The organism is Gordonia sp. G4, from assembly GCF_057770005.1.
Map to the genome: position 1 here is coordinate 5,253,000 of NZ_CM173442.1, position 25,297 is coordinate 5,278,296.

Here is a 25,297-nt window from a genome sequence, read left to right on the forward strand (position 1 = left end):
ATTCTCTGTCAGCGGTTGGCCGACATGCTCTTCGGTCCTCGACCGAGGGTCACCGCACCCGATTGCGCGATCTCCCGGATTCCATACGGATCGAGCATCCGCAGAAGTGCTTCGAGCTTTTCCGACGTACCCGTGGCCTCGATGGTGAGCGACTCGGGCGAGACGTCGATGACCTTGGCGCGGAACAGATTCACGACCTCGATGACCTCGGTGCGCACCGTCGAGTCCGAGCGCACCTTGACCATCATCAGCTCGCGCGAGACCGAACTCCCCGGGTCCTGCTCGACGATCTTGATCACGTTGATCAGCTTGTTGAGCTGCTTGGTGACCTGCTCGAGCGGGAAGTCCTCCACGGAGACCATGATCGTCATCCGGGAGATGCCCTTGAGTTCGGTGGGGCCGACAGCGAGCGACTCGATGTTGAACCCGCGCCGCGAGAACAACGCCGAGATGCGCGCCAGGACGCCGGGCCGGTCTTCGACCAGGACGCTGAGGGTATGGGTGGTGCTCACTGCTCGTCCTTCTCGGTTGCGCGGTCGGCCGGTGCGTTCTCGACCGTCTGATGGCCGTCCATCGTCTGGTGAATCTCCACCGGACCCGACGCCGACTCCTCGTCGTCGAACAGCGGCCGGATGTTGCGTGCGGCCATGATCTCGTCGTTGCCGGTACCGGCGGCGACCATCGGCCAGACCTGGGCGTCCTTGCCGACGATGAAGTCGATGACCACCGGACGGTCGTTGATCTCCCGGGCCTTCGCGATCACCTCGTCGACGTCTTCTTCGCGTTCGACGCGGAATGCCACGCAGCCCAGCGCCTCCGAGAGCTTGACGAAGTCCGGGATCATCCGCGAGTGGGTCGACAGATCGGTGTTCGAGTACCGCTCCTCGTAGAAGAGCGTCTGCCACTGACGAACCATGCCCAGGTTGCCGTTGTTGATCAGCGCCACCTTGATCGGGATTCCCTCGATCGCGCAGGTCGCGAGTTCCTGATTGGTCATCTGGAAGCAGCCGTCACCGTCGATCGCCCACACCTCGGCGTCGGGGTCGGCGGCCTTGGCGCCCATGGCGGCGGGCACCGCGTAGCCCATCGTGCCCAGACCGCCGGAGTTGAGCCACGTGCGCGGCTTCTCGTAGGAGATGAACTGCGCGGCCCACATCTGGTGCTGGCCGACGCCCGCGCAGTACACCGCGTCCGGTCCGGCGGCCTTGCCGAGGGCCTGGATGACGAACTCCGGCGACATCGAACCGTCGGTCTGACGGTCGTAGCTCAGCGGGTACGTCCGCCGCAGGTTGTCGAGGTAGGACCACCACTGCGAGATGTCGGGAGTCGAGCCGCTGGTCGCCCGCTCGTCGCGCAGGGCCTCGGTGAGCTCCTCGATGACCGCCTTGCAGTCACCGACGATCGGCACGTCGACGGGCCGGTTCTTGCCGATCTCCGCAGGGTCGATGTCGGCGTGGATGACCTTCGCGTTCGGCGCGAACGACGACAGCTGGCCGGTGACCCGGTCGTCGAAGCGCGCTCCCAGGGTGATCAGCAGGTCGCTGCGCTGCAGACCCGCGACCGCCGCCACCGTGCCGTGCATGCCCGGCATGCCCAGGTGCTGCTGGTGACTGTCGGGGAACGCGCCGCGCGCCATCAGAGTCGTGACCACCGGGATACCGGTGAGCTCGGCCAGTTCGAGCAGTTCCGCCGACGCGTTCGCCTTGATGACACCGCCGCCGACGTAGAGCACCGGCGACGTCGCGGCGTTGATCAGGCGGGCCGCCTCGCGAACCTGCTTGCCGTGCGGCTTGGTGACCGGACGGTAGCCGGGCAGGTCGATCTGCGGCGGCCACGAGAACGTGGTCTGCGCCTGCAGGATGTCCTTGGGGATGTCGACCAGGACCGCGCCGGGACGACCGCTCTCGGCGATGTGGAACGCCTCCGCGATGGTCTTCGGGATGTCGATCGCCCGGCTGACCAGGAAGTTGTGCTTGGTGACCGGCATGGTGATACCGGAGATGTCGGCTTCCTGGAACGCGTCGGTGCCGATCAGCGCGCGTCCGACCTGGCCGGTGATCGCGACGACGGGCACCGAATCCATCTGGGCGTCGGCAAGCGGGGTCACCAGGTTGGTGGCACCGGGACCGGACGTGGCCATCATGACGCCTGCGCGTCCGGCGACCTGGGCGTACCCGGTCGCGGCGTGGCCGGCGCCCTGCTCGTGACGGACGAGGACGTGCCGGACCTTCTGTGAGTCCAGGAGCGGGTCGTAGACCGGCAGGACCGCGCCACCCGGAATGCCGAAGACGACCTCGACACCGAGTTCCTCGAGGGAACGAACCACAGACTGGGCGCCGCTGACGCGCTCGGGCGCAACGGTGTGCTGGTTTACCGCACGGAGGTTGCCCGCCGCCGGAGACTGCTGCCGCAGTCCTGCGTTACGCGACGGCTCGGTGCGGCCGGCGTCGGTGCGTGCTGTTGGTGCGCTCACTGCACGATCCTCATCTTGGTTGTGGAATCCGATATCGGTGATGGAAGTACCTGGCATGAAAAAACCCCCGACAGCTTCCGCTGTTCGAGGGTGGCGCGTCGATGCCGGTTGGGGGTCTGCGAGTGACCGGTCAGGCGAAGACGCGCCAGCCGACTACTACGAGGATCCCGTTCTGCATCACGCGTTCACGGTAGGACTGTGTTCGGTTCTGAGTCAAACTCCGGACCATGCCGTCCCACACTGTGGGAACGCACAGGTCGTGCCGGTCGCTTCCGCAGTGCCCATCGGGTCCGGCGCGACGAACCCGTCGACAGGGAGACTCCGACGAGGTTGGCACAATGGACGAGTGCCGACAGATTCCACCGACCCCGCAGACCCGAAGACCGCCACGACAGACCCGAAGACCAGCACGGCCCCGGCCGACGACGACGTCACGTTCGACTACCCGGTGACGTTCCGTATCAATCGGATCGCCTACTTCACGGTCCCGATGGTCGCCCTGGTGGTCGTGCTGCTGGTCGGCGCCTCTCCGTGGTTCACCTTCGCCCTGGTCGTGCCGGTGGTGCTGTGGCTGTGGATCCACCGGCTGCGGACCGTGGTCACCGAGGACGGCCTGCGCGCCGTCCGGATGTTCTCCACGACCGAGATCGCCTGGCCGGAGGTCGCGGGGCTGCAGTTCCCGAAATGGAGTTCGGTGCGGGCGGTGCTGACCGACGGCAGTCGAGTCCGTCTGCCCGCCATCGGTTTCCGTGATCTCCCGGCGTTGTCGATCGTCAGCGGCGGTCGAATCCCGGACCCCTTCGAGGCGGCCCGTTCCGCCGAATAGTCGTCGGCGGCACGCGCGATCGCAGAGCACCGCCGCGCCTTCTTCTGATCTCGTTCCCTCATCTCGTCGCCCGGCGTGGCGGCGATAGAGTGCGGCCGTGGAGCACGCCCGAACACTCGACGCCGGTGAACTCGACGAACTGATCTCGGCAGGACGCCTCGCAGACGCCGGGACGATGCTGTCAACGCTGCCGGCGGGCGACATCGCCGCCCTGCTCGACCGGCTCCCCCACAAATCCCGCGGGGTCGCGTTCCGCCTGCTGGCCAAGGACCTCGCTGTGGAGGTGTTCGACGACCTGTCCGCCGGCTCGCAGCGCCGCCTCATCGATGATCTCGGAACCGTCGAGGTGGCCGCCGCCTTCGACCGTCTCGACCCCGACGACCGCGCCGAGTTGCTGGACGAGCTGCCCGCGGGAGTCGCCAAGTCGCTGATCCAGCAACTCTCCCCCGCCGAACGCGACATGACCGCCGTCGTCCTCGGCTATCCGAGAGGTTCGGTGGGGCGCCGGATGAGTCCCGAGTTCGTCCACGCGCGCGAGGACGAACCGGCCGGCGACGCCCTGGCTCGCGTGCGCGAACGCGGACACGCCGCGGAGACGATCTACACCGTCCCCGTCCTCGACGGTTCCCGTTCCCTGTGCGGTGTGGTCAGCCTGCGCGATCTCCTCCTGGCCGATCCCGCCGACTCCGTCCGCGACCTGATGAACAAACCGATGTTCGCGCATGCCGACGACGATGCCGAGGCCACCGCGCAGCGGTGCGTGGACCGCGGAATTCTCGCGATGCCGGTCGTCGACAACGACCGGCGCCTGGTCGGGGTCCTGACCATCGACGACGCCGTCGAAGTCGTCGAGCAGGCCCGCGACACCGACGAGGCTCGGGCCGGCGCGCGCGAACCGCTCCGCGATCCCTACCTGTTCGCCTCCATCCTGTCGATCACCCGAGCCCGGATCGTGTGGCTGTTCGTCCTCGCGGTGTCGGCCATCCTCACCGTCAACGTCCTGGAGATCTTCGAGGGCACCCTCGAACAGCGGGTCGCGCTGGCCCTGTTCATCCCCCTGCTCACCGGGATCGGCGGCAACACCGGTTCGCAGGCGGCGACGACCGTGACCCGCGCACTCGCCACCGAGGAGGTCGCCCCACGCGACGTCACCCGCGTCGCCGCCAAGGAGGTCCGCGTCGGGCTGACCATGGGCGCACTGCTCGGACTGGCCGGCTTCACCGTCGCCGCACTCGTGTACGGCCTCGACATCGGTGTGGTCATCGGTCTGACGATCCTGTCGGTGTGCGCGCTGGCCGCGACCGTGGGCGGCGTGATGCCGCTGGTCGCGAAGTCCATCCGCGTCGATCCCGCGGTCTTCTCCACACCGTTCATCTCCACGTTCTGCGACGCCACCGGCCTCCTCGTCTACTTCTCGATCGCCAAAGCGGTGCTGGGGATCTGACACCGCCGCTACGTGGTGCCGGCGACGTCGTGCCGGGCACGTCCGAATCGTTTTGTTCCCCCATCTCACGGCGGAGTAGCCTGACTTCTCGGCGCTCCCCCACGCCCACCCTCAGCGAGGCGGCGCCCGTCAACACAGCCTCGTCCCGGCCACAGCCCGTGGGAAACAACACCCGGGGTCGCGGTGTTGAGCCGAAGAGTCCGGCGCCGGTCCGTCATCGCACGTCCGATCGCGCCGGGCCCACCCGAGCCAGACGATCGATTCGAGGAAGCCATGCCTGCCCTGAGGTCACGCACCACCACCGTCGGCCGTGAAGCCGCCGGCGCCCGCTCCCTGTGGCGCGCCACCGGGATGACCGACGACGATTTCGGCAAGCCGATCGTGGCGATCGCCAACTCGTACACCCAGTTCGTGCCGGGGCACGTACATCTGAAGGATGTCGGCGACATCGTGGCCGAGGCCGTGCGGGCAGCCGGTGGCGTGCCACGCGAGTTCCACACCATCGCCGTCGACGACGGCATCGCGATGGGTCACGGCGGCATGCTCTACTCGCTGCCCAGTCGCGAGATCATCGCCGACTCCGTCGAATACATGGTCAACGCCCACACCGCGGACGCGCTCGTGTGTATCTCGAACTGCGACAAGATCACCCCGGGCATGCTCAATGCCGCGATGCGCCTGAACATCCCGACCGTGTTCGTCTCGGGCGGACCGATGGAGGCCGGCAAGGCCGTCGTCGTCGGCGATGTCGCGCACCCGTCGTCGGATCTGATCACCACCATCTCCGCGTCGGCCAACAGCGACGTCGACGATGCGGGCCTGAGCGAGGTCGAGGCGGCGGCATGCCCGACCTGCGGATCGTGTTCGGGCATGTTCACCGCCAACTCGATGAACTGCCTGACCGAGGCGCTCGGGCTCGCCCTGCCCGGCAACGGCTCGACCCTGGCCACGCACGAGGCACGTCGCGCCCTGTTCCGGCGCGCCGGCACCGTCGTCGTCGACGCCGCGACGCGCTGGTACCGCGACGACGACGCGTCGGTGCTCCCGCGGAACATCGCGACGCCGACCGCCTTCCGTAACGCCATGGCACTCGACGTCGCGATGGGCGGCTCGACCAACACCGTTCTGCACATCCTCGCCGCCGCGCAGGAGGGCGAGGTCGCCGACTTCGACCTCACGGTCATCGACGAGATCAGCCGGAACGTCCCGTGCCTCTCGAAGGTCTCGCCGAACTCCGACTACCACATGGAGGACGTTCACCGGGCAGGCGGAATCCCGGCCATCCTCGGCGAATTGCGGCGCGCGGGTCTGCTCGACGACACCGCCTCGACCGTCCACACCCCGACGATGGCCCAGGCGCTCGACGATTGGGACATCCGCGGCGGCAAGGCGATCGACGAGGCCGTCGAACTCTTCCACGCAGCACCGGGCGGCGTCCGCACCACCACCCCGTTCTCGACGGCCAACCGGTGGAGTTCGCTCGACACCGACGCCGAGGGCGGATGCATCCGAGACCTCGAGCACGCCTACACCGTCGAGGGCGGGTTGTGCGTGCTCCGCGGCAACCTCGCGCCCGACGGGGCGGTCCTGAAGACCGCGGGCATCGACGAGGACCTGTGGCACTTCGAGGGCCCGGCCCGCGTCGTCGAGAGCCAGGAGGACGCCGTCCAGGTCATCCTGTCCAAGACCATCCAGGCCGGCGAGGTCCTCGTGGTGCGTTACGAGGGTCCCGCGGGCGGCCCCGGAATGCAGGAGATGCTCCACCCGACGGCCTTCATGAAGGGCACCGGGATGGGCAAGAAGTGCGCCCTCATCACCGACGGCCGGTTCTCCGGCGGATCGTCGGGTCTGTCGGTCGGCCACATGTCTCCCGAAGCCGCGTCGGGTGGTGCCATCGGGCTCGTCGAGGACGGCGACCGGATCCTCATCGATGTCAAGACCCGCCGTCTCGAGGTCCTCGTCGACGACGACGTGCTCGCTGAGCGCCGCGCCAAGATGGAGGCCTCCGAGCGTCCGTGGCAGCCGAAGGACCGCCAGCGCACGGTCACCACCGCGCTGCGCGCCTATGCCAAGCTCGCAACGTCGGCCGACCGCGGCGCGGTGCGTCAGGTCGACTGACCCCTCACCACAGAATGCGGGGTACGTGTCGGAATCCGACACGTACCCCGCATTCGTTGTCCGCTCGGGTCACACCAGTGGATTGCTGCCGTTCGCGAGCACCCAGACCGCGACGGCCGCGGCCGCGCCGACGATGAGCCAGAGGAACGAGCCGACGAACGGCCGCCGCGCCCAGCCTCGGGGATAGTCGAGCGAGTACAGACCCGGTCCGGTCAGGATGACGACCGCCGCGGCCACCGCGAGGAAGAGCTCGAACTCGACTCCGCCGGCAGCGGCGAAGAACGAGAAGCCGTCCGCCATCGACATCTTGAAGGCCGCGGCGACGAGCATCGTGCCGAGGATCGCCGACGCCCCGATCGGCGTCAGGAGGCCGAGGATCACCATGAGTCCGCCGATCGTCTCCGACAGGGCGCCGACGATCGCGAGGATCTGCGCATAGTCGGCGGTGAACCCGGCGTCGACGAGCATCGACTCGAATCCGCTGAGTCGCGGGCCGTTCCACAGTCCGAAGAGCTTCTGCAGCCCGTGGGCTCCGACCAGACCGCCGAGCGCGACGCGCAGTACCAGCAGACCCAGGTCGATCGTGCCGCGCCGCGACTTCGCGAGGGCCTCCTCCAGGTCGTCGGCCGCCGCGTCCGGCCGGACGTCGGTGTCGTCGTCGGTTCGGCGACGGCCGAACCGACGACGCGCGCGAGGCTCGTCGTCCAACACCTCGGTGGCCGCCGACTCGTCGCGGGCACGGGTGCGGGATGACGCATCGTCGTCGTCATCGAGGAAGTCGTAGCGCGCGGTGCCGGCCGGCGGGAGGGCGGGCTCAGGGGTGGTGATCGCGTCGTCCGCGGGCGGCACGCGCGCGGGCCCGGGAGGCTTCGCGAACTGGACGGTCTCGAAATCGTCGTCCGCCGGCGCTGCCGGGCCCGTGGCCGGTGCGGCGGAGCGTGGGGGCGGTGCGGCAGGACTCGAGGTCGTCGGCGGACCCGCGGCGGCGGGACGGGTCTCCACGTCGCCGGGATCGAGGTCGTCGAGGTCGTCCACTCGTGAATAGGGCGCCGGGGACCGCCGGGCGTGCCGGTTGTAGAAGTCGTCGCGGTCGGTCACCGCCGGTGGTGTCGGCGGACCGGCCTCGGGACGCGCGGCCCCCGGGCCGGTGCCCGCGCTGGGCACTCCACCCCCGGTACCCGGGACCGGAATCTGTCCGGTCGGTTCGTCGTAGGGACTCGTCGCCGGTGTGTCGCGCCCGCTGGTGCCCGACGTGTCGCGTTCGCTCACACGCCCGACTCTAGAGGCTCGCGCACCGCGGCCCTCGCACCCCGGCGGGGTGAGTCGGGGCACCACGCTCGGGCACCACGAGCCGGGGCACCACTACTGTGGACGCCATGTGGAAGGGGCGCCCGACGGGCACGCGCGGTCATGCCGGCCGGCCGAGTTCACCCGCCTCGGCGGATCGACGGGTACGGGTTCGGTGGCGCACCCTGCTGACGGTGCTGACCGCGGTGGTCGTCCTGGTCGGCGGCTGTGCGGATTTCACCGCGCAGGACAACCAGCGCGAGGCCGGCGCGTTCAGCCCCAACAACCGGCCGAGCGGCCAGCCCGAGCCGACTCCGCCCCCCGAGACCCCTCGGGAGACACAGCCGCCGCCGACCGGTCCGTGCGTCGACCCCGACCCCGCGGTCATCGCCACCTGCCTCGCGTCGACCGGCGGTGTGATGCCCGGCGACGAGCAGGGCGAGGTGACGGTCGTCGCCGAACGCACGACCGGAAAGATCCTCACCACCAAGCGCTACGGTCCCGCCCGGACCCTGGGCGAGGCGCCGGTCGACGCGTCCGGTGACGGCGGTCTGATCGATTTCGCCTTCTCCCCCACCTACTCCCAGGACCGGTTGATCTACGCCTACATCACGACCCCGTCGGACAATCGGATCGTCCGCCTGGCGCCGGGTGACGTGCCCAAGCCGATCCTCACCGGCATCCCGAAGGGCGCCACCGGGAACATGGGCGCGATGTACTTCCGGTCGCCGACCGAACTCGTGGTCGCCACCGGCAATGCCGGGAATCCCGCGGCCGCCGACGATCCGTCTTCGCTTGCCGGCAAGGTGCTGCTGGTCACCTCGTTCACCTCGGGCGCGAGTCCCCGTCCGGCGATCCTCGCATCCGGGTTCGGGTCCACGGTGTCGTTGTGCCCCAACGCTTCCACCGGGACCGTCTACGTCGCCGACCAGACGGCCACCGAGGATCGCGTGCAGGTGCTCGAAGAAGGTGGACCCAAGGTGCTGTGGACCTGGCCCGACCGGCCACAGATCGCCGGGTGCGGTGTCGCCGCCGGCAGCATCTTCGTGTCGACGACGCGGACGCAGCGCATCGAGGCCATCAACGAGCCGACGCGTGAGGAGCCGACGATCACCGCACCGGCCGTCGTGCTCGAACGCCGGTACGGCGCACTCGGCCGGATGGCCGCGCTGCCCAACGGGTTGCTGCAGGTGGCGACCGTCAACAAAGAAGTGGGGACACCGAAGCCCACCGACGACCGCGTGTTCCGCTTCCTGCCCGCCGGCGGTGGCAACGACCGGACGTGACGCTCGGCTCTCAGTACCGCGGACCCGCACACCCTCTGTCCCCGAGGTGCGAGGTGCGAGGAGCTATAGCGGCCCCAACCGCTCCCTGAGGTGCGAGCGAAGCGCCCCCATTGCTCCCTGAGGTGCGAGCGAAGCGAGCCGCGAAGGGCTCCGAAACCTGCGTCACCAAGCCCTAATGGGGGTGGATCGGCTTCCTCTTGGAGGGGATGCTGGTCGTGTGAGCCTCCCCGGTCGGTGACCACTGCCAGGCCCTGAAACGGTGGTCGGATTTCTACACGAAGACCGTGGCCCGGCCGGGCGAGGATCACCCGCTAGAACGCTTCTGGGATGTCGTGCCCCCGAAACATGTGGGTGAGCACTGATCCATTAGGCCGCGTCCAGGGTGACTCCCGCAGGTTCACATCGAGATCGTCGAGACGACTGAAGACGAGGTGAACGAGTGTCATGATCTTTATGGGCAACGACTGGGCGTCAGATCATCACGACGTGTGCGTGATGGATGAGCACGGCACCATCCTGGCCACCCGCCGCCTACCCGAAACCGCTGCAGGTGTCACCACAATGCATGAACTGATCGCCCGGTATGCCCAGGATCCCACCGAGGTGGCGGTGGGTATCGAAACCGATCACGGCATGTGGGTCACCGCCCTGGTCGGTGCGGGCTATCTGGTGTTCGCGATCAACCCGTTGTCGGTGTCGCGCTACCGTGACCGCCACCATGTCGGGGGCACCAAATCCGATAAGGCCGATGCCAAAACCCTCGCTGATCTGGTGCGTACCGACCGGCACAACCATCGGCTCGTCGCCGCCGATACTGTCGCTGCCGAGGCGATCACGGTGATGGCCCGCACCCATCAGAACCTGGTGTGGGCGCGCTCGGCACAACAGAATGTGTTGCGCTCCCAACTCGGCGCCTACTATCCGGCCGCGGTCGATGCCTTCGGCGGCGACCTCGCCCACACCGACTGCCTGAGCGTGTTACGACGCGCTCCAACCCCACGACAGGGGGCGGCACTGACGGTCGCGGCAATCCGATCAGCCCTGAAAAAGGGTGGCCGGCAACGCAATACCGACCAACGCGCCCGCGACATCCAGCAGGCTCTACGCGGTGGCGGCCACCTGAGCGCACCGGAGACACTCACCGCAGCCTATGCGGCGACAGTCACCGCGACCGTGGAAATGCTGGCCGCTCTCAACACCCAGATCACTCAACTCGAAACCACTATGGCTCAGTCTTTTAAAGCGCATCCGGACGCCGCGATCTACCTGTCCATGCCCGGAGTCGGTGACATCACCGGCGCCCGGATGCTCGGCGAGTTCGGGGATGACCCCGAACGCTATGCCACCGCCAAGTCTCGCAGAAACTACGCCGGTACCTCACCACGGACCATCGCCTCGGGCAAAGGACACGTCGTGTTGGCCCGCCACATCCGCAACACCCGACTCAACGACGCCGCCCTACGGATGGCGCAAAGCGCCCTGACCGGCAGTCCCGGCGCCCGCGCCTACTACGACAGCCTCCGAGACCAGAAGAAGTCCCACAGCCAAGCATCGCGTGCGGTCGCCAACCGACTCATCGGCATCCTCCACGGCTGCCTCAAACACCGCACCCCCCTACAACGAACACACCGCCTGGAACCACCGCACCAACCTCGCCGCTTGACACCTAGCACCCCTGGGATGTCTTCGTGGCTCGTCGCTGATATGTAGTGCTGCTTTGTCAAGTTCCATGGCGAGTTGGCCTCCTTGCTAGGGGGCTGTAGTGGGGGGTTGGCCACCCGCCGCGGTGTGTGGTGGTCGTTACTCGCGACGGTGTTGTCGGACTGATATACGCGGGTTGGTTACCGCTCAACGGTGTTCGACAGGAGATGAAAACGCTGACCGACGGGTCTATGTAAGCGTGCGTACCGTGCACCCAGAGGTGCTGGCGCACATAGCGACGCCGTGGATTCGTTCCCTGTTCACCACAGCGCAGTCGCGGCGGGTGGCCAAGATTGTGTGTCAGTGCTGGTTAGTCGTCGAGCACCGCCAGCGACCAGCACCAGCCGGCGAGCTCACGAGCGATCGCGGTGTTGGCCACGCAGGGATGTTTGCTGCGGCGGTCGAATTGTTGCCAACGCTTGTGTAGCCGTCGGTTGCCGGCATGGCCACGGGCGCGGGCCGAGGGTGAGGCGGCCTCCCACCGACGGCGCATGGTCTGTCCGGGCGTGCCGTAGGGCCGCCGGTGTTGCCAGGCCGCCTCGACCAGCAACCGCCGCACGTGGGCGTTCCCGGCCTTGGTGATCGATCCCTGACTGCGGGTACCGCCGGTCGAGTATTCCGAGGGCACCAACCCGGCGTAGGGGCCGATCGTGGCGCCACTGAACCTCGACCAGTCGCCGATCTCGACGGCCAGAGCGAACGCGGTCAGCGTCGACACACCCCGCAGACATGACAATCGGGTGACCACAGCCCGCCACGGATCGGTGGCCGCGGTCTGTTCGATCAGCTCATCGAGGCGGTCTCGGCGTGCGGTCACGCTCAACACCGCGTCCAGGTCGTTGTCGAAGGCGGCTTGCAACAGCGGCAGCTCGAAACGTTGACGCTGCAGCCACTGTTGATGAACACCGGTCCAGGGTTTCCCGCCGGAGTAGACGATCCCCTGGCGCAGAAGCAGTTTGGACAATCGATGCCGCGCCCGCATCAGGTCGCTGCGAGCGTCCTCGCGGGCGCGGACCAGATCACGGGCCGCTTCGGTACCCTCCTCGGGCACACCGACCGCGACTACCTCGCCCAGGCGCAGCAACTTCGCCAGGTGCGCAGCGTCTCGGGCATCGGTCTTGACGCGGTCCCCGGCTGGCCGTTGCAGCTTCGAGGGCGCGGCAACCACACACTCCATCCCGGCCGCAGTGATCGCCCGAGCCAATCCGAAACCCGTCGGACCGGCCTCGTAGGCAACCCGCACAGGCGGAGCCAAGCTGTGAAGCCAGCTCACGATGGTCGCCGCATCGGGAACCAACGTCTCCCGAATCACGTTGCCGCTGTCCTCATCGATGGCGTGAGCGACCACCGAACGTGCGTGAACATCCAATCCGACACTTGTACCCTGAACAATCACCGGAGGCCTCCTGATCTGCAATGTGGTGCTACCGCCGAGTGTGAACTCAGCAGCAGCAACCCACGATGTGTTTGCAGCTTGAGGCCTTCGGCCCCAAGGCCCTCATACCGTCTATCGCTCCTCGCACCTCAGGGAGCAAAGGACCTGCAGCTCACTCGAATCAGGGAGCAAAGGACCTGCAGCTCACTCGAATCAGGGAGCAAAGGACCTGTAGCTCATTCGGATCAGGGAGCGGGGTGACGCTCGCAAGCTCGCTCCTCAGGGAGCGGGAGTTCTGCGGTCAGCCGTCAGGAACAGGCCGCGATGACCAGTTCTTTCACGCGAGCCGGGTCTGCCTGTCCGCGAGTCGCTTTCATGACATCGCCGACGATCTTGCCGGCGGCCTGGACTTTTCCGCCGCGGATCTTCTCGGCGATGTCGGGGTTCGCGGCGAGGGCGTCGTCGACGGCCTTCTGGAGAGCGGAGTCGTCGCGAACCACCTCGAGACCGCGGTCGGCGACGATCTGTGCGGGTTCACCCGCACCGTCGAGGACGGCGGTCGCGACCTGCTGCGCGAGCTTGGTGGTGAGCTTGCCCTCGTCGACCATCCCGATGATCTCGGCGACCTGGCCGGGCGTGATGGGCAGGTCGGCGAGTTCCACTCCACGCGAGTTCGCTTGCTGCGCAAGGAAGGACACCCACCATCCGCGTGCGGCCTCGGGTGATGTCCCGGCGTCGACGGTGGCGATGATGAGGTCGACCGCGCCGACGTTGACGAGGTCACGCATCACCTCGTCGGACACTCCCCACTCCTCCTGGATGCGGGCACGACGCAGCCACGGCAGTTCCGGCAGGGTTGCTCGGAGTTCCTCGATCCACGCCGAGTCCGGCTGCACCGGCGGCAGATCCGGCTCCGGGAAGTAGCGGTAGTCCTCCGCGGTCTCCTTGCGACGGCCGGCCGAGGTGGTGCCGTCGGTCTCGTGGAAATGCCGCGTCTCCTGGACGATCTCACCCCCGGCCCGCAGGATGGCGCCCTGGCGGCGCATCTCGTGACGGACGGCCACCTCGACGCTCTTGAGCGAGTTGACGTTCTTGGTCTCGGTGCGGGTGCCGAACTCGGTGGCGTCCTTCGTCTTCAGCGACAGGTTGACGTCACAGCGCATCGACCCCTGGTCCATGCGGACGTCCGACACGTCCAGCGATTTGAGCAGATCACGCAGCGCCGACACATACGCCCTGGCGACCTCCGGTGCACGTTCCCCGGCGCCCTCGATGGGCCGCGTGACGATCTCGACAAGCGGCACGCCGGCGCGGTTGTAGTCGAGCAGCGAGTGACTGGCCCCGTGGATCCGGCCCGTGGACCCGCCGATGTGCAGAGACTTTCCGGTGTCCTCCTCCATGTGGGCGCGCTCGATCTCCACCCGCCATGTGGTGCCGTCACCGAGCACGACGTCGAGGAAACCGTCGTAGGCGATCGGCTCGTCGTACTGCGAGATCTGGTAGTTCTTCGGCTGATCCGGGTAGAAGTAGTTCTTCCGCGCGAAGACACTCGACGGCCGGATGGCGCAGTTGAGTGCCAGGCCGATGCGGATCGCGGACTCGATGGCCTTGGCGTTGGCGACCGGGAGCGAGCCGGGGAGGCCGATGCACACCGGGCAGACCTGGGTGTTGGGGTCGGCGCCGAACTCGGTGGGGCACCCGCAGAACATCTTGGTCGCGGTGCCCAGCTCGACGTGCACCTCGAGGCCCATCACCGGATCGAAACCGGCGAGGACGTCGTCGTAGTCCAACAGGTCGACGGCTGCGGAAGTCATGGCAGTCAGTTTATGCGGCGATATCCCAGGGGCACGTTCAGGGTGATCACCGATGCCGGAAAGGTGCGCCCGCTCGTAGCGTCGACGACATCGACGGACAACGTCGCAACGGACGCCCACCCAGGAGGACGAGATGACCACCCCACAACCCGCCTACACCGGCCCACGCCTGATGCGTTCACGCACCAATTCCTGGCTGGGCGGTGTGTGCGGCGGCATCGCCGAACGCTGGGGCTGGGACCCGACGCTCGTCCGCGTCCTGTTCATCCTGTCGATGCTGCTGCCGGGACCCCAGGTGCTGCTCTACCTGGCACTCTGGATCATCATCCCGCGCGAGCCCGCCGCGACGGCCGCGCCCGTCGCCTGACGCGGCCACCGAGCTCAACCGAAGATGACCCGGATCTCCTTGTACTGATCCAGCGGCACGGTCTTGAGTTCGCCGAGCGCCTCGTCGAAGGTGATCCGCGCGATCTCGGTGCCGTGCAGGGCGACCATCTGCCCCCAGCCCTTCTCGGCGACGAGGTCGGCGGTCGCCATCCCCATCCGTGTCGCCAGGACCCGGTCGTAGGCCGACGGCACCCCGCCGCGCTGGATGTGCCCGAGAACGGTGGCGCGGGTCTCGATGCCGGTCCGCTCCTCGATGAGCGGGGCGAGCACCTCGGCCACACCGCCGAGCCGGGGGCGGTTGAAGCCGTCGAGGCCCTTGGTGGAGTGGGCCTCCTTCATCTCCGGGAGGGTGAAGCCCTCGGCGACGACGACCATCGGTGAACGGCCGCGCGACTTGACGCTGGTGACCCAGGCGCAGATCTGGTCGAGGCTCTCCGGATTCTCGGGGATCAGGATCACGTGCGCGCCGCCCGCGATCCCGGAGTGCAGGGCGATCCAGCCGGCGTGGCGGCCCATCACCTCGAGCACCATGCACCGCTTGTGCGAATTGCCGGTGGTGCGAAGCCGGTCGATGGCCTCGGTGGCGATCTCCACGGCCGTGTTGAACCCGAAGGTGTAGTCGGTGGCGGCGATGTCGTTGTCGATGGTCTTGGGAACCCCGACGATGTTGATGCCGTCGTCGAACAGTCTCTTCGACGCCGCCGCGGTGCCCTCGCCGCCGATCGCGATCACGCCGTCGATCTCGAGGTTCTTCAGAACCTTCTTGATGTTCTCGGGTCCGCCGTCGGGTTCGGAGTAGGGACCGAACCGGCTCGTGCCCAGGATGGTGCCGCCCTGATTGGACAGGCCGCGTACCGTCGACCGGTTCAGTTCGACGATGTCGCCGTAGACGAGTCCGGCCCAGCCGTCCCGGAACCCGACGAACTCGTGGCCGTACACGGTCTCACCTTTGAGCACTGCGCCGCGGATCACCGCGTTCAGTCCGGGGCAGTCTCCCCCGGACGTCAGAATGCCGAACCTCTTGGCCATCTGGTGAGACCACCCTCCCTGTCGTCATCCGTCGAACCTGCGTCATCTCCGGAGCCTTGACGTCATCTCCGGGGACACGGCCGGTGCCGAGCACGCGGCACGAACATCCCCAATCTAGTGCCCCGGTGAGCCGGGCGCTGGCCGCGAAATCACTTGATGCCGTTCTCGTAGGCGAACACGACCGCCTGGGCTCGGTCCCGGAGTCGGAGTTTGTTCAGGAGGCTGCTCACGTGCGTCTTGACCGTCTGTTCGGTGACGAACAGGTCGGCACCGATCTCTGCGTTGGACTTGCCGTCCGCCACCAGATCGAGGACCTCGCGTTCCCTCGGGGTCAGGGTGTCGAGCTTGTCGTCCCGCGACGGTCGACGACGGTTGGCGGTGACCTCGGTGATCAGGCGCCGCGTGATCGACGGCGCCAGCAACGCCTCGCCCGCGGCCACCACCCGCACCGCCCGCACCAGCTCGTCGGCGGGTGCGTCCTTGAGCAGGAAGCCCGAGGCACCGATCCGCAGGGCTTCGTACACGTAGTCGTCGATGTCGAAGGTCGTGAGCATCAGCACACGCGTGGGCGGTTCCGACGACGACGAGAGGATCTGTTCGGCCGCCCACAAACCGTCCTTGCGCGGCATGCGCACATCCATCAGGACGACGTCGGGACGGACGCGGCGACACACCTCGACGGCCTCGACCCCGTCGGCGGCGTCGCCGAGGACCGAGAGATCGGGCTGCGCGGCGAGCAGAGCCGAAAAGCCCTGACGCACCATGGCCTGGTCATCTGCGATGACTACGGTGATCGGCACGCCGTTACGCTACCGTCGTCGCGACCGCGGCTCACCGGAACCCGACGAGGTCACGATCGGCTCGGGAACGACGACCTCACGTCGCGGCGACGCCGGGATTCGGGCGCGTACCTCAAATCCCCCGGCCGGGGTCGGCGAGGCGATGAGCGAACCGCCCACTGCCTGAGCACGATCGATCATCCCGGGGATACCCACACCACTCCCACCGATCTGCAGCGGCTCGGCGGTCGCGGCAGTGTTGACGACGGCGACGTCGACGAGGCCGTCGTCGGTCCGCGACACCTCGACGTCCACGCGTCCGCCGGGGGCGTGTCGGGTCGCGTTGGCCAGCGACTCCTGCACGATTCGATAGATCACCAGGGCAGCCGATTCACCGACCTCGTCCGCGTCGACGTCGAGTACGAGCGCGACCTCGGCGCCGGCGCGTCGTGTCTCGGCGACCAGCGAATCGAGTTCGCCCAGGCCCGGATTCGGTGCCGGCGAGGCGTCCGTACCCTCGACGCGCAGGACCCCGAGCAGTTGCCGGACCTCATCGAGGGACGTACGTGCCGCGTCGGCGATCGCCTCGAATTCCGCTGCGGCCGAGGGACTCACATCAGGCAGGCGATATCTCGCGGTCTGCGACATCACCACCACCATCGACATCCGGTGGGCGACCACGTCGTGCAGGTCCCGGGCGATGCGCGCCCGCTCCTGGAGCACGGCTGCCTCTGCTTCGGCGGCCTCGGTCTGCTCGGTGCGAACCGCCAGCTGCCGGCGCGAGGCCATCAGGCCGCGCAACAACGCGACCACGACCGCGAGCACGGAGATCCCGAAGACCCACCCGACGCGCGCGGTCGGCTGCACGGCGAACGCGATGACGATGGAGGTCGAGACCCAGACCACCGGAATCCACCGCAGCGGGCACTTGAGAAAGGCCATGAACGTGAGGACCAGCAGTTCGATGAGATGGGTCACCTGGATCGTCAGCTCCCACGTACCCCGAACCGGGACGACGATGCCGATCAGTTGCGCGGAGACCACCGAGATCGCCCATCCCAGCAGCGGGGCCGACCACGCGAGGGCGATCGGCAGGGCGGCGAAGGCGGCGACCACGGGAAGCACGAACACCGGCATGGAGTGGGTGATGGGCAGTGTCGGCCAGGCGACCGAGTACATGACGAGCGCCACGAACAGGAAGAACCAGTTCAGGCGCGACGAGAAGTAGTGCCGCACCGCGGGGTCCTGGGCCACGGGTGCGGTCGACACCCATTCCAGTGAGGACGCCCCCACCGCGCGGAGCTTCTTGCGGTATCCGAACATGCACTCACCCTAGGCCCGCCGACGACCCGAAGACCTCATACTTTCGAGGGAGACTACCCGATACCGGCGTACGGGTCCGGCGCCGGCGGACCGGCCTGGGGACGACCTCGGACGGCTCCGCGGAGCGATGTGCCGGTTGGGTCCGACCTCATAGCGTCGATGACCATGACCGGATCACAGGATTTCCGAAAACCACCTTTGGACAACGGCTTCCACGGTTCCCTCGATTCCTTCGCACCGGACCGCCGGCGGCGCTCGCACTGGTGGGCCGCGATGCTCACCCTCACCGCGCTCCTCGCCGGGCAGTGGGTCTCGACCGCGCACGCCGTGGCGGGTCCGCTTCTCGGAGCGACGAGCACGTCGGTGGCGGCGCCATCGGACGATGCGCACAACCCCTACGCGGCCGCGGTCGTCGCCCTCGTGGGACCGCACCCGGCCACCGCGGTGACGCTCCTTCCTCCGACCTTCGTCGTGGCGCAGGGGTACTCGCCCCGAATCGTCGACGGATACCCGGTCGACCCGGACGGGGACTGCTCGTCACCGGTCCCCCTGCCGGCGCAGTTCACATCCCTGTGTCGCACCCATGATCTCGGCTACGACCTGCTGCGGGCGGCCGAGCGAGACGGTGCACCGCTCGGCGCGTGGGCCCGGATCGCGCTGGACCGCATGCTGATCGACCGGATGTACGCCTCCTGCGGCTCGCCCGCCTGCACGATCGCCGCGCACGGGGCCCGCATCGGGCTGGCGTGGAACACCTGGCGTCAGTACGGCGGTCCCCCGGCCCGGGGTGAGTCGCTGCCCGCGCTGGTCGGCACGACCATCGAGCGCGCCCTGGTCGACCCCGACGAGTACGAGGTGCGGCGATGACGTCGCACCGGGACGCGCGGTGGTTGCGCGACAGCACTTTCCGATCGTGGCCGCACCCGGCCGTCAGTGTCGCCGCCACGCTCGGCCACCTCGTCGCGCTCTACCCGGGCACACTGCCACGCGACGCGACGACGACGGCGATCCTGACCGTTCTGCTCAGCGCTCTGGGAGCGTGCACCGGCATGATTCTCGCGCGGCGTACCCGTCGGCAGCCGGAGGAACAGGCCCGGCGCGTCGTCTTCGGCTCGTGCGTGGTGATCCTCGGATGCGCGGTCGGCGTGGCGCTCTGGTGGCAGAACCTCATCCGGTCGGCGGTCGACGCCGTACCCGCGGGCCTCGGGTGGTGCGCTGCGGCGACGTTGCCGTCCGCGCTGATCGTGGCGGCGATCGTGGCCGTCCCGCGGATCACCGCGATGGCCGCCGCCGGTGGCCTCGCACTCACGGCCGGACTGCTGGCGCCCGCCGACGCCGGGGCCGACGGGCAGCCGTTGCCGGTCTCGTCGTCGGCGCAGCAGGATTCGCGCATCGTGCTGCGCGGCGAGCTCAGGGACGGCCGATTCGACGATGCCGCAGCGGAACTGACGCGGACGTGGGCGGTGTCGGACGGACCTTCGGCGCGCGCGGTCGTGGTCGCGGTGCCGACCGGATCGGGGTGGGTCGATTCCGCAGCCGTCGACGGTTACGCCAGCCGTTTCGCCGGCGATGTCCGGGTTCTCACCCTCCCGTACGCCCAGGTGCCGTCCTGGCAGGCCTTCCTGTCCGACCGGACCAGGGCCGCGGAATCGGCGATCGCCGTGGTGTCGGCGCTGGCGACCGTTCTCGATCGTGTGCCCGAGCACGAACGTCCGCGAGTGGTTCTCTACGGGCAGAGTCTCGGCGCCGTGGGTGCCGACGCCGCCCGGGTGTGGCTGGAGAACGAGCATCCCGCGCTGCTCGACGAGACCGTGCTGGTCGCGCCGCCGGCGGGCACCGTCGCCGCGGTGTCCCGTACCCCGAGAGCGGTCCTCGCCAATTCCAGCGATCCGGTCGTGCGCTGGTCGTTCGCCGAACTGTGGCGACCGCACCGGGCGACCGGCGACACCCACATCCGTGGTCCGCGGGTTCCCGACGCACCGTGGCTACCCGTGGTCAGCTTCGTGCAGACGAGCATCGACCTGCTCGGCGCGCTCGACGGGGCGGCCGGCGTCGGCCACCGATACGGGACGGAACAGGCCGGGCCGCCACATCCGTTGCGCGGCTGACGGTCCGCCGGCCGGCACACCGATGAGCCGTGCAGTGCCGGTCAGACGATCGGGCCGCGAGCCGCTTCGTAGGAGGCGCCGACCCGGTACAGGCGGTCGTCGGCAAGGGCGGGAGCCATGATCTGCAGACCGACGGGCATCCCGTCATCGACCGACAGGCCCGAGGGCACCGACATCGAGCCGATGCCGGCGAGGTTCACCGGCAGCGTGCACAGATCGAACAGGTACATCGCGAGCGGATCGTCGACCTTCTCCCCGATCGGGAACGCGGTGGTCGGCGTGGTCGGCGAGATCAGCACGTCCACCTTCTCGAAAGCCGTGGCGAAGTCGCGCGATATCAGGGTGCGGACCTTCTGCGCCTGACCGTAGTACGCGTCGTAGTAACCCGACGACAAGGCGTAGGTGCCGATCATGATGCGGCGCTTGACCTCTGGGCCGAAGCCGGCTTCGCGGGACAGCGCCATGACCTCGTCGGCGGAATGCGAACCGTCGTCGCCGACACGCAACCCGTAGCGCATCGCGTCGAACCGTGCGAGGTTCGACGACACCTCCGACGGGAGGATCAGGTAGTACGCGCCGAGCGCGTAGGTGAAGTGCGGGCAGCTCACCTCGATGACCTCGGCGCCACGCTCGGTGAGCAACTTCACGGCCTGGTGGAAGGAGTCGAGTACGCCCGACTGGTAACCCTCGCCCTGCAGTTCGGTGACGACACCGATCTTCACGCCCTTGAGGTCCTGCTCGGCGCCCTCGCGGGCGGCCGCGACGACGTCGGGTACCGGGACGTTGATCGACGTCGAGTCGCGCGGGTCGTGCCCGGCGATGACCTCGTGCAGCATCGCGGTGTCGAGAACCGTGCGGCCACACGGGCCGCCCTGGTCGAGTGACGACGCGCAGGCGACGAGGCCGTAGCGCGAGACGGTGCCGTAGGTCGGCTTGACGCCGACGGTCGCGGTGACCGCGGCCGGCTGGCGGATGGAGCCGCCGGTGTCGGTGCCGATCGCCAGCGGGGCCTCGTACGACGCCAGTGCCGCCGCGCTACCGCCACCCGAGCCGCCCGGGATCTTGGTGAGATCCCACGGGTTCCGGGTCAACTGGTACGCCGAGTTCTCGGTCGAGCTGCCCATGGCGAACTCGTCCATGTTGGTCTTGCCCAGGATCGGGATGCCCGCGGCGCGAAGACGTTCGGTGACCGCCGCGTCGTAGGGCGGAACCCATCCCTCGAGGATCTTGGAGCCGCAGGTCGTCGGCGCGTCGGTGGTGGTGAAGACGTCCTTGAGTGCGATGGGCACACCCGCGAGCGCCGATGGGGTCTCGCCGGCGGCGATCGCATCGTCGGCCGCCTTGGCGGCGACCAGAGCTTCGGCACCGCTCACATGCAGGAACGCGCCGAGCTGGTCGTCGATCTCGGCGATGCGGTCGAGATGGGCCTGGGTGACCTCCACCGAGCTGACCTCGCGCGCGCCGATCTTGGTGGCGAGTTCGGCGGCGGACAACCCGGTCAGATCACCAGCGGGACGCGGGGTTGCGGCACTGGACTCGGGACTCACTGTTCTTCTCCCAGGATCTGCGGGACGGCGAAACGGTCCTGCTCCACCGCCGGTGCACCGGACAGGGCGGCGTCGGTCGTCAGCCCGGGGACCACGACATCCGGACGCAGCACATTCGCGAGTTCGGCCGGGTGAGCGGTACCGGGCACGTCGTCGGCTGCCACCTCCGACACCGACGCGACGTGAGTCAGGATCGAGTCCAGCTGCTCGGCGTAGACATCGAGTTCGTCCTCGCTCAGGGCCAGTCGTGACAATCGCGCCAGATGCGCGACCTCATCCCGCGATATGGACTTCGGTTCGCCAGCCACTGCAGCGTCCTTCCTCACATCACTGTTCGTTCATCTGTCGTCATCTGTGCTCGCCTCATCGCGTCGTCGACACGGCTCGCACAACGTCTCCAGACTATGGGAACCCACGAGAGGGACTCACCCCAGCCACCGGTTGCGCCGCGGGCGCTGCGCGCGGCACGCACGCGGGTGCGAGAATGTCGCACGTGTCCTACCTGTTGCGGGTCTACCTCGAAGACCGGCCGGGCAGCCTCGGCGTGCTCGCCGTGCAGCTCGGCTCGGTCGGTGCAGACATCCTGTCACTCGAGGTCGTCGAGCGCGGCAACGGCTACGCCGTGGACGATCTCGTCGTCGAGGTGGCGCCCGGTTCGCTTCCCGACAGCCTGATCACCGCGGCGGAGAAGGTCAACGGTGTCCGCGTCGACTCGATCCGGCCCTACTCCGGTGTCCTGGACACCCACCGCGAACTCGAGCTGGTCGACCGGGTGGCCACCGCCGGTCGTGACCGGCTACAGGTCCTCGTGGACAACGCACCTCGGGTGCTGCGCGTCTCGTGGGCGATGGTGATCACCCCCGCCAGCGGCGGCGTGCTGCAACTCTTCGGCTCATCTGGAGCCCCGGAGACCCCGTTGACCAGGGCCGACTGGCTTCCTCTGGAGAGAGCGACCGAGCTCGACGCCGAGGGTGACTGGGTTCCGGGTGCGTGGCAGGAGATGGACACCCGCCTTGCCGCGGCGCCGCTGGGTTCGGAGTCGAAGGCGATCCTGCTCGGACGCATCGGCGGGCCGGACTTCCGGCCGTCGGAGGTCGCCCGGCTCGGTTACCTCGCCGGGATCGTCAGCACCGTCCTACGCGCCGAGAGTTAGTCCCGACGGTCGTCGGGCATCATGGACATATGACGTCCATCACGCTGGTACAGGGCGACATCACGACGCAGTCCGTCGACGCGATCGTCAATGCCGCCAATTCCACCCTGCTCGGTGGCGGCGGGGTCGACGGCGCGATCCACCGGCGCGGCGGCCCGGCGATCCTCGCGGAGTGCAAGGAGCTACGCGCGGGCTCCTACCGCCGCGGACTGCCGGTCGGCGAGGCGGTGGCCACCACCGCGGGAGACCTGCCTGCGCGCTGGGTCATCCACACTGTCGGACCGGTCCACTCCTACGACGAGGACCGCTCCGCCCTCCTCGTCTCCTGTTACCGCGAATCACTCCGTGTCGCAACCGAACTCGGGGCCACCACGATCGCCTTCCCGGCGATCTCGACCGGCGTCTACGGCTGGCCGATGGAGGACGGCGCCCGCAAGGCGGTCGACACGGTCCGTGCCGCGGTGCCGGACACCTCGATCGAGGAGGTCCGGTTCGTCCTCTTCGACCAGCGCGCCTACCGCGCGTTCGAGGCCGCACTGGCCTGATCGGTCACTCCGGGCTGCCGGTCTCCAGCAATTTCTTGAACGCGTCCTCGTCCAGCACCGGCACGCCGAGCTGTTCGGCCTTGTCGGCCTTGGTGCCCGGCGACTCCCCCACCACCACGTAGTCGGTCTTCTTCGACACCGAACCCGACGCCTTGCCACCGCGCTGCAGGATTGCCTCCTTGGCGCCGTCGCGCGAGAAGTCCACCAGCGATCCGGTCACGACGATCGTCTTGCCCTCGAGGGTCCGCGGGATCGACTCGTCCCGCTCGTCTTCCATGGAAACGCCTGCGGCGCGCCATTTCTCGACGATGTCCCGATGCCAGTCGACGGTGAACCAGTCGTGTATGGACTGCGCGAGGGTCATCCCCAGCCCTTCGACGCCGGCGAGCTGGTCGATGTCGGCGGCCTCGATCGCCTCGAGCGAACCGAACTCGGTGGCCAGGGCCCGGGCCGCGGTGGGCCCGACATGGCGGATCGACAGCCCGACCAGCACGCGCCACAACGCCACGTCCTTGGCCTTGTCGAGGTTCGCCAGCAGCCTCTTGCCATTCGCCGAGAGCGCCCCCGCCTTGGTGGTGAACAGGTCGGTGCGGACCAGATCGTCGGCGGTCAGCGAGAAGAGATCACCCTCGTTGGTGAGCACACCCGCCGACAGCAGGGCCGACGCGGCTTCGTAACCGAGCGCCTCGATGTCGAAGGAGCCCCGGCCGGCGAGATGGAAGAGCCGCTCGCGCAGCTGAGCCGGGCAGCTCTCCTGGTTCGGGCAGCGGAGGTCGGCGTCGCTCTCCTTCTCCGGTCGCAGCGGCGTCTGGCATGCCGGACACAGCTCCGGCATCTCGAACTCGACCTCGGTGCCGCCGCGTAGATCGACGACGGGCCCGAGGACCTCGGGGATCACGTCGCCCGCCTTGCGGATGGTGACGGTGTCGCCGATCAGCACGCCCTTGCGCTTGACCTCCGAACCGTTGTGCAGGGTCGCACGCGCGACCGTGGACCCGGCGACGAGCACGGGTTCGAGGACCGCGAAAGGGGTGACGCGGCCGGTGCGCCCGACGTTGACCTGGATGTCGGAGAGCTTGGTGGTGGCTTCCTCGGGCGGGTACTTGTAGGCGATCGCCCACCGCGGCGCCCGCGAGGTGGAACCGAGGCGTCGCTGCACCCCGAAGTCGTCGACCTTGACCACGATGCCGTCGATCTCGTGCTCGACGTCGTGGCGGTGCTCGCCCCAGTAGGTGATCTTGTCGATGATCTCCTCGGCGCCGGACACCTTGGTGGTGTGGGTCGACACCGGCAGACCCCAGGCGCCGAGCGCCAGGTAGGCGTCGTGCAGGGATGCCGGGCGCCAGCCCTCGGTGTGCCCGATGCCGTGGCAGATCATCCGCAGCCTGCGACGGGCCGTGATCTGCGGGTTCTTCTGGCGTAGCGATCCGGCGGCCGAGTTGCGCGGATTCGCGAAGGGCGCCTTGCCCTCCGCCACGAGCGAGGCGTTCAGCGCCTCGAAGTCCTCCACGCGGAAGAAGACCTCACCACGCACCTCGAGGACGTCGGGGATCGGGTACTCCGCGGACTCGGTCAGGCGCATCGGGATGTCGTCGATGGTGCGCGCGTTGAGGGACACATCCTCGCCGGTCCGGCCGTCGCCACGGGTGACACCCCGCTCGAGGACTCCGTTGCGGTAGACCAGCGCGAGGGCCACCCCGTCGATCTTGAGTTCACACAGGAAGTCCGCCCTGGCCCCGGCGTCGGCGAACACCCGGTCGACCCAGGTGCGCATCTCGTCGTGGTCGAAGACGTTGTCCAGCGACATCATTCGCTCGAGGTGGTCGACCGGGGAGAACGCCGTCGAGAAGCCGCCACCGACGAGCTTGGTGGGTGAGTCGGCGGTCGCGAGTTCCGGGTGCGCGTCCTCGAGTGACTGCAGACGCCGCAGGAGCAGATCGAACTCGCCGTCGGTGATGATCGGCGCGTCCTTGACGTAGTAGCGGAACTGGTGCTCGCGGATCTCCTCGGCGAGGGCGGTCCACTCCTCGCGCAGATCGCTCTCGGGTCCCGACTGCTCGGTGACCGGCTGACCCGACTCCGTTGTTTCTGCCACGTTCCGA

20 protein-coding genes and 1 pseudogene are annotated in these 25,297 nt (G+C 68.4%); 10 read left to right on the forward strand and 11 right to left on the reverse strand.

The window, feature by feature from the left end; all coding sequences use genetic code 11:
* Positions 1-8: 8 nt before the first annotated feature.
* On the reverse strand, positions 9-512 hold the full coding sequence (ilvN, locus tag AC3B5T_RS23760) for an acetolactate synthase small subunit (protein WP_004019305.1): 504 nt from the start codon (positions 510-512) through the stop codon (positions 9-11).
* Positions 509-2,473: an acetolactate synthase large subunit gene (locus AC3B5T_RS23765; RefSeq protein ID WP_044506995.1), complete on the reverse strand. Its 1,965-nt coding sequence runs from the start codon at positions 2,471-2,473 to the stop codon at positions 509-511. The genes ilvN and AC3B5T_RS23765 overlap by 4 nt, the downstream gene beginning before the upstream one ends.
* Positions 2,474-2,819: 346 nt before the next feature.
* Between AC3B5T_RS23765 and AC3B5T_RS23770 the strand changes: the two genes are divergently transcribed.
* The 3 genes from AC3B5T_RS23770 (at position 2,820) to ilvD (ending at position 6,861) form a co-directional block, all read left to right on the forward strand.
* Positions 2,820-3,299 carry a PH domain-containing protein gene (locus AC3B5T_RS23770; RefSeq protein WP_010841328.1) on the forward strand — a complete coding sequence of 160 codons (480 nt, stop codon included), beginning with the start codon at positions 2,820-2,822 and terminating at the stop codon, positions 3,297-3,299.
* A 97-nt stretch (positions 3,300-3,396) separates the two neighbouring features.
* Entirely contained in the window at positions 3,397-4,743 is a 1,347-nt protein-coding gene (mgtE, locus tag AC3B5T_RS23775; RefSeq protein WP_488358010.1) for a magnesium transporter, read from the forward strand.
* A gap of 273 nt (positions 4,744-5,016) precedes the next feature.
* Complete coding sequence (gene ilvD, locus AC3B5T_RS23780; RefSeq protein ID WP_014927502.1) at positions 5,017-6,861, forward strand: dihydroxy-acid dehydratase; 1,845 nt, start codon at positions 5,017-5,019, stop codon at positions 6,859-6,861.
* A 69-nt stretch (positions 6,862-6,930) separates the two neighbouring features.
* Here ilvD and AC3B5T_RS23785 read toward each other — a convergent pair whose 3' ends face one another.
* The gene (locus AC3B5T_RS23785; RefSeq protein ID WP_055475520.1) at positions 6,931-8,130 is read right to left on the reverse strand and encodes a DoxX family protein; all 1,200 of its coding nucleotides are present in this window, start codon (positions 8,128-8,130) and stop codon (positions 6,931-6,933) included.
* Positions 8,131-8,237: 107 nt separating this feature from the next.
* Here AC3B5T_RS23785 and AC3B5T_RS23790 point away from each other — a divergent pair, with 107 nt between their 5' ends.
* Complete coding sequence (locus AC3B5T_RS23790) at positions 8,238-9,434, forward strand: PQQ-dependent sugar dehydrogenase (protein ID WP_231632676.1); 1,197 nt, start codon at positions 8,238-8,240, stop codon at positions 9,432-9,434.
* Positions 9,435-9,878: 444 nt separating this feature from the next.
* Positions 9,879-11,097, forward strand: a pseudogene (locus tag AC3B5T_RS23795) (IS110 family RNA-guided transposase).
* A 348-nt stretch (positions 11,098-11,445) separates the two neighbouring features.
* Here AC3B5T_RS23795 and AC3B5T_RS23800 read toward each other — a convergent pair.
* Together AC3B5T_RS23800 and gatB are read right to left on the reverse strand one after the other, a co-directional pair.
* Complete coding sequence (locus tag AC3B5T_RS23800; RefSeq protein WP_014924910.1) at positions 11,446-12,531, reverse strand: IS110 family RNA-guided transposase; 1,086 nt, start codon at positions 12,529-12,531, stop codon at positions 11,446-11,448.
* A 287-nt stretch (positions 12,532-12,818) separates the two neighbouring features.
* The gene (gatB, locus tag AC3B5T_RS23805; protein ID WP_055475937.1) at positions 12,819-14,324 is read right to left on the reverse strand and encodes an Asp-tRNA(Asn)/Glu-tRNA(Gln) amidotransferase subunit GatB; all 1,506 of its coding nucleotides are present in this window, start codon (positions 14,322-14,324) and stop codon (positions 12,819-12,821) included.
* 133 nt (positions 14,325-14,457) lie between these two features.
* Here gatB and AC3B5T_RS23810 point away from each other — a divergent pair, with 133 nt between their 5' ends.
* Positions 14,458-14,691 carry a PspC domain-containing protein gene (locus tag AC3B5T_RS23810; RefSeq protein WP_010841334.1) on the forward strand — a complete coding sequence of 78 codons (234 nt, stop codon included), beginning with the start codon at positions 14,458-14,460 and terminating at the stop codon, positions 14,689-14,691.
* A gap of 14 nt (positions 14,692-14,705) precedes the next feature.
* Here AC3B5T_RS23810 and AC3B5T_RS23815 read toward each other — a convergent pair whose 3' ends face one another.
* From AC3B5T_RS23815 to AC3B5T_RS23825, 3 genes are all read right to left on the reverse strand, one after another.
* On the reverse strand, positions 14,706-15,740 hold the full coding sequence (locus tag AC3B5T_RS23815) for a 6-phosphofructokinase (protein ID WP_014927505.1): 1,035 nt from the start codon (positions 15,738-15,740) through the stop codon (positions 14,706-14,708).
* Between the two features lie 149 nt (positions 15,741-15,889).
* On the reverse strand, positions 15,890-16,540 hold the full coding sequence (locus tag AC3B5T_RS23820) for a response regulator (RefSeq protein WP_010841336.1): 651 nt from the start codon (positions 16,538-16,540) through the stop codon (positions 15,890-15,892).
* Positions 16,541-16,549: 9 nt separating this feature from the next.
* A complete protein-coding gene (locus AC3B5T_RS23825) occupies positions 16,550-17,842 on the reverse strand; it encodes a sensor histidine kinase (protein WP_055475936.1) in 1,293 nt (430 codons plus the stop codon).
* 165 nt (positions 17,843-18,007) lie between these two features.
* On the opposite strand from AC3B5T_RS23825, the gene AC3B5T_RS23830 reads away from it, so the two are divergent.
* Positions 18,008-18,709, forward strand: coding sequence for a hypothetical protein (locus AC3B5T_RS23830; protein ID WP_231632715.1), 702 nt, complete (start codon positions 18,008-18,010; stop codon positions 18,707-18,709).
* Positions 18,706-19,950: an alpha/beta-hydrolase family protein gene (locus AC3B5T_RS23835; protein WP_055475934.1), complete on the forward strand. Its 1,245-nt coding sequence runs from the start codon at positions 18,706-18,708 to the stop codon at positions 19,948-19,950. Before AC3B5T_RS23830 ends, AC3B5T_RS23835 begins: the two co-directional genes overlap by 4 nt.
* A 41-nt stretch (positions 19,951-19,991) precedes the next feature.
* Here AC3B5T_RS23835 and gatA read toward each other — a convergent pair whose 3' ends face one another.
* Both gatA and gatC read right to left on the reverse strand, forming a co-directional pair.
* Positions 19,992-21,497 (reverse strand): Asp-tRNA(Asn)/Glu-tRNA(Gln) amidotransferase subunit GatA, encoded by a 1,506-nt coding sequence (gatA, locus tag AC3B5T_RS23840; protein WP_010841340.1) that lies wholly within the window; start codon positions 21,495-21,497, stop codon positions 19,992-19,994.
* Entirely contained in the window at positions 21,494-21,805 is a 312-nt protein-coding gene (gene gatC, locus AC3B5T_RS23845; protein ID WP_010841341.1) for an Asp-tRNA(Asn)/Glu-tRNA(Gln) amidotransferase subunit GatC, read from the reverse strand. Before gatC ends, gatA begins: the two co-directional genes overlap by 4 nt.
* A gap of 176 nt (positions 21,806-21,981) precedes the next feature.
* Between gatC and AC3B5T_RS23850 the strand changes: the two genes are divergently transcribed.
* Both AC3B5T_RS23850 and AC3B5T_RS23855 read left to right on the forward strand, forming a co-directional pair.
* Positions 21,982-22,650: an ACT domain-containing protein gene (locus tag AC3B5T_RS23850; protein WP_035717011.1), complete on the forward strand. Its 669-nt coding sequence runs from the start codon at positions 21,982-21,984 to the stop codon at positions 22,648-22,650.
* A gap of 29 nt (positions 22,651-22,679) precedes the next feature.
* Positions 22,680-23,195 carry an O-acetyl-ADP-ribose deacetylase gene (locus AC3B5T_RS23855; RefSeq protein WP_055475933.1) on the forward strand — a complete coding sequence of 172 codons (516 nt, stop codon included), beginning with the start codon at positions 22,680-22,682 and terminating at the stop codon, positions 23,193-23,195.
* 4 nt (positions 23,196-23,199) lie between these two features.
* Here AC3B5T_RS23855 and ligA read toward each other — a convergent pair whose 3' ends face one another.
* Complete coding sequence (ligA, locus tag AC3B5T_RS23860; protein ID WP_488358011.1) at positions 23,200-25,290, reverse strand: NAD-dependent DNA ligase LigA; 2,091 nt, start codon at positions 25,288-25,290, stop codon at positions 23,200-23,202.
* Positions 25,291-25,297 lie beyond the last annotated feature (7 nt).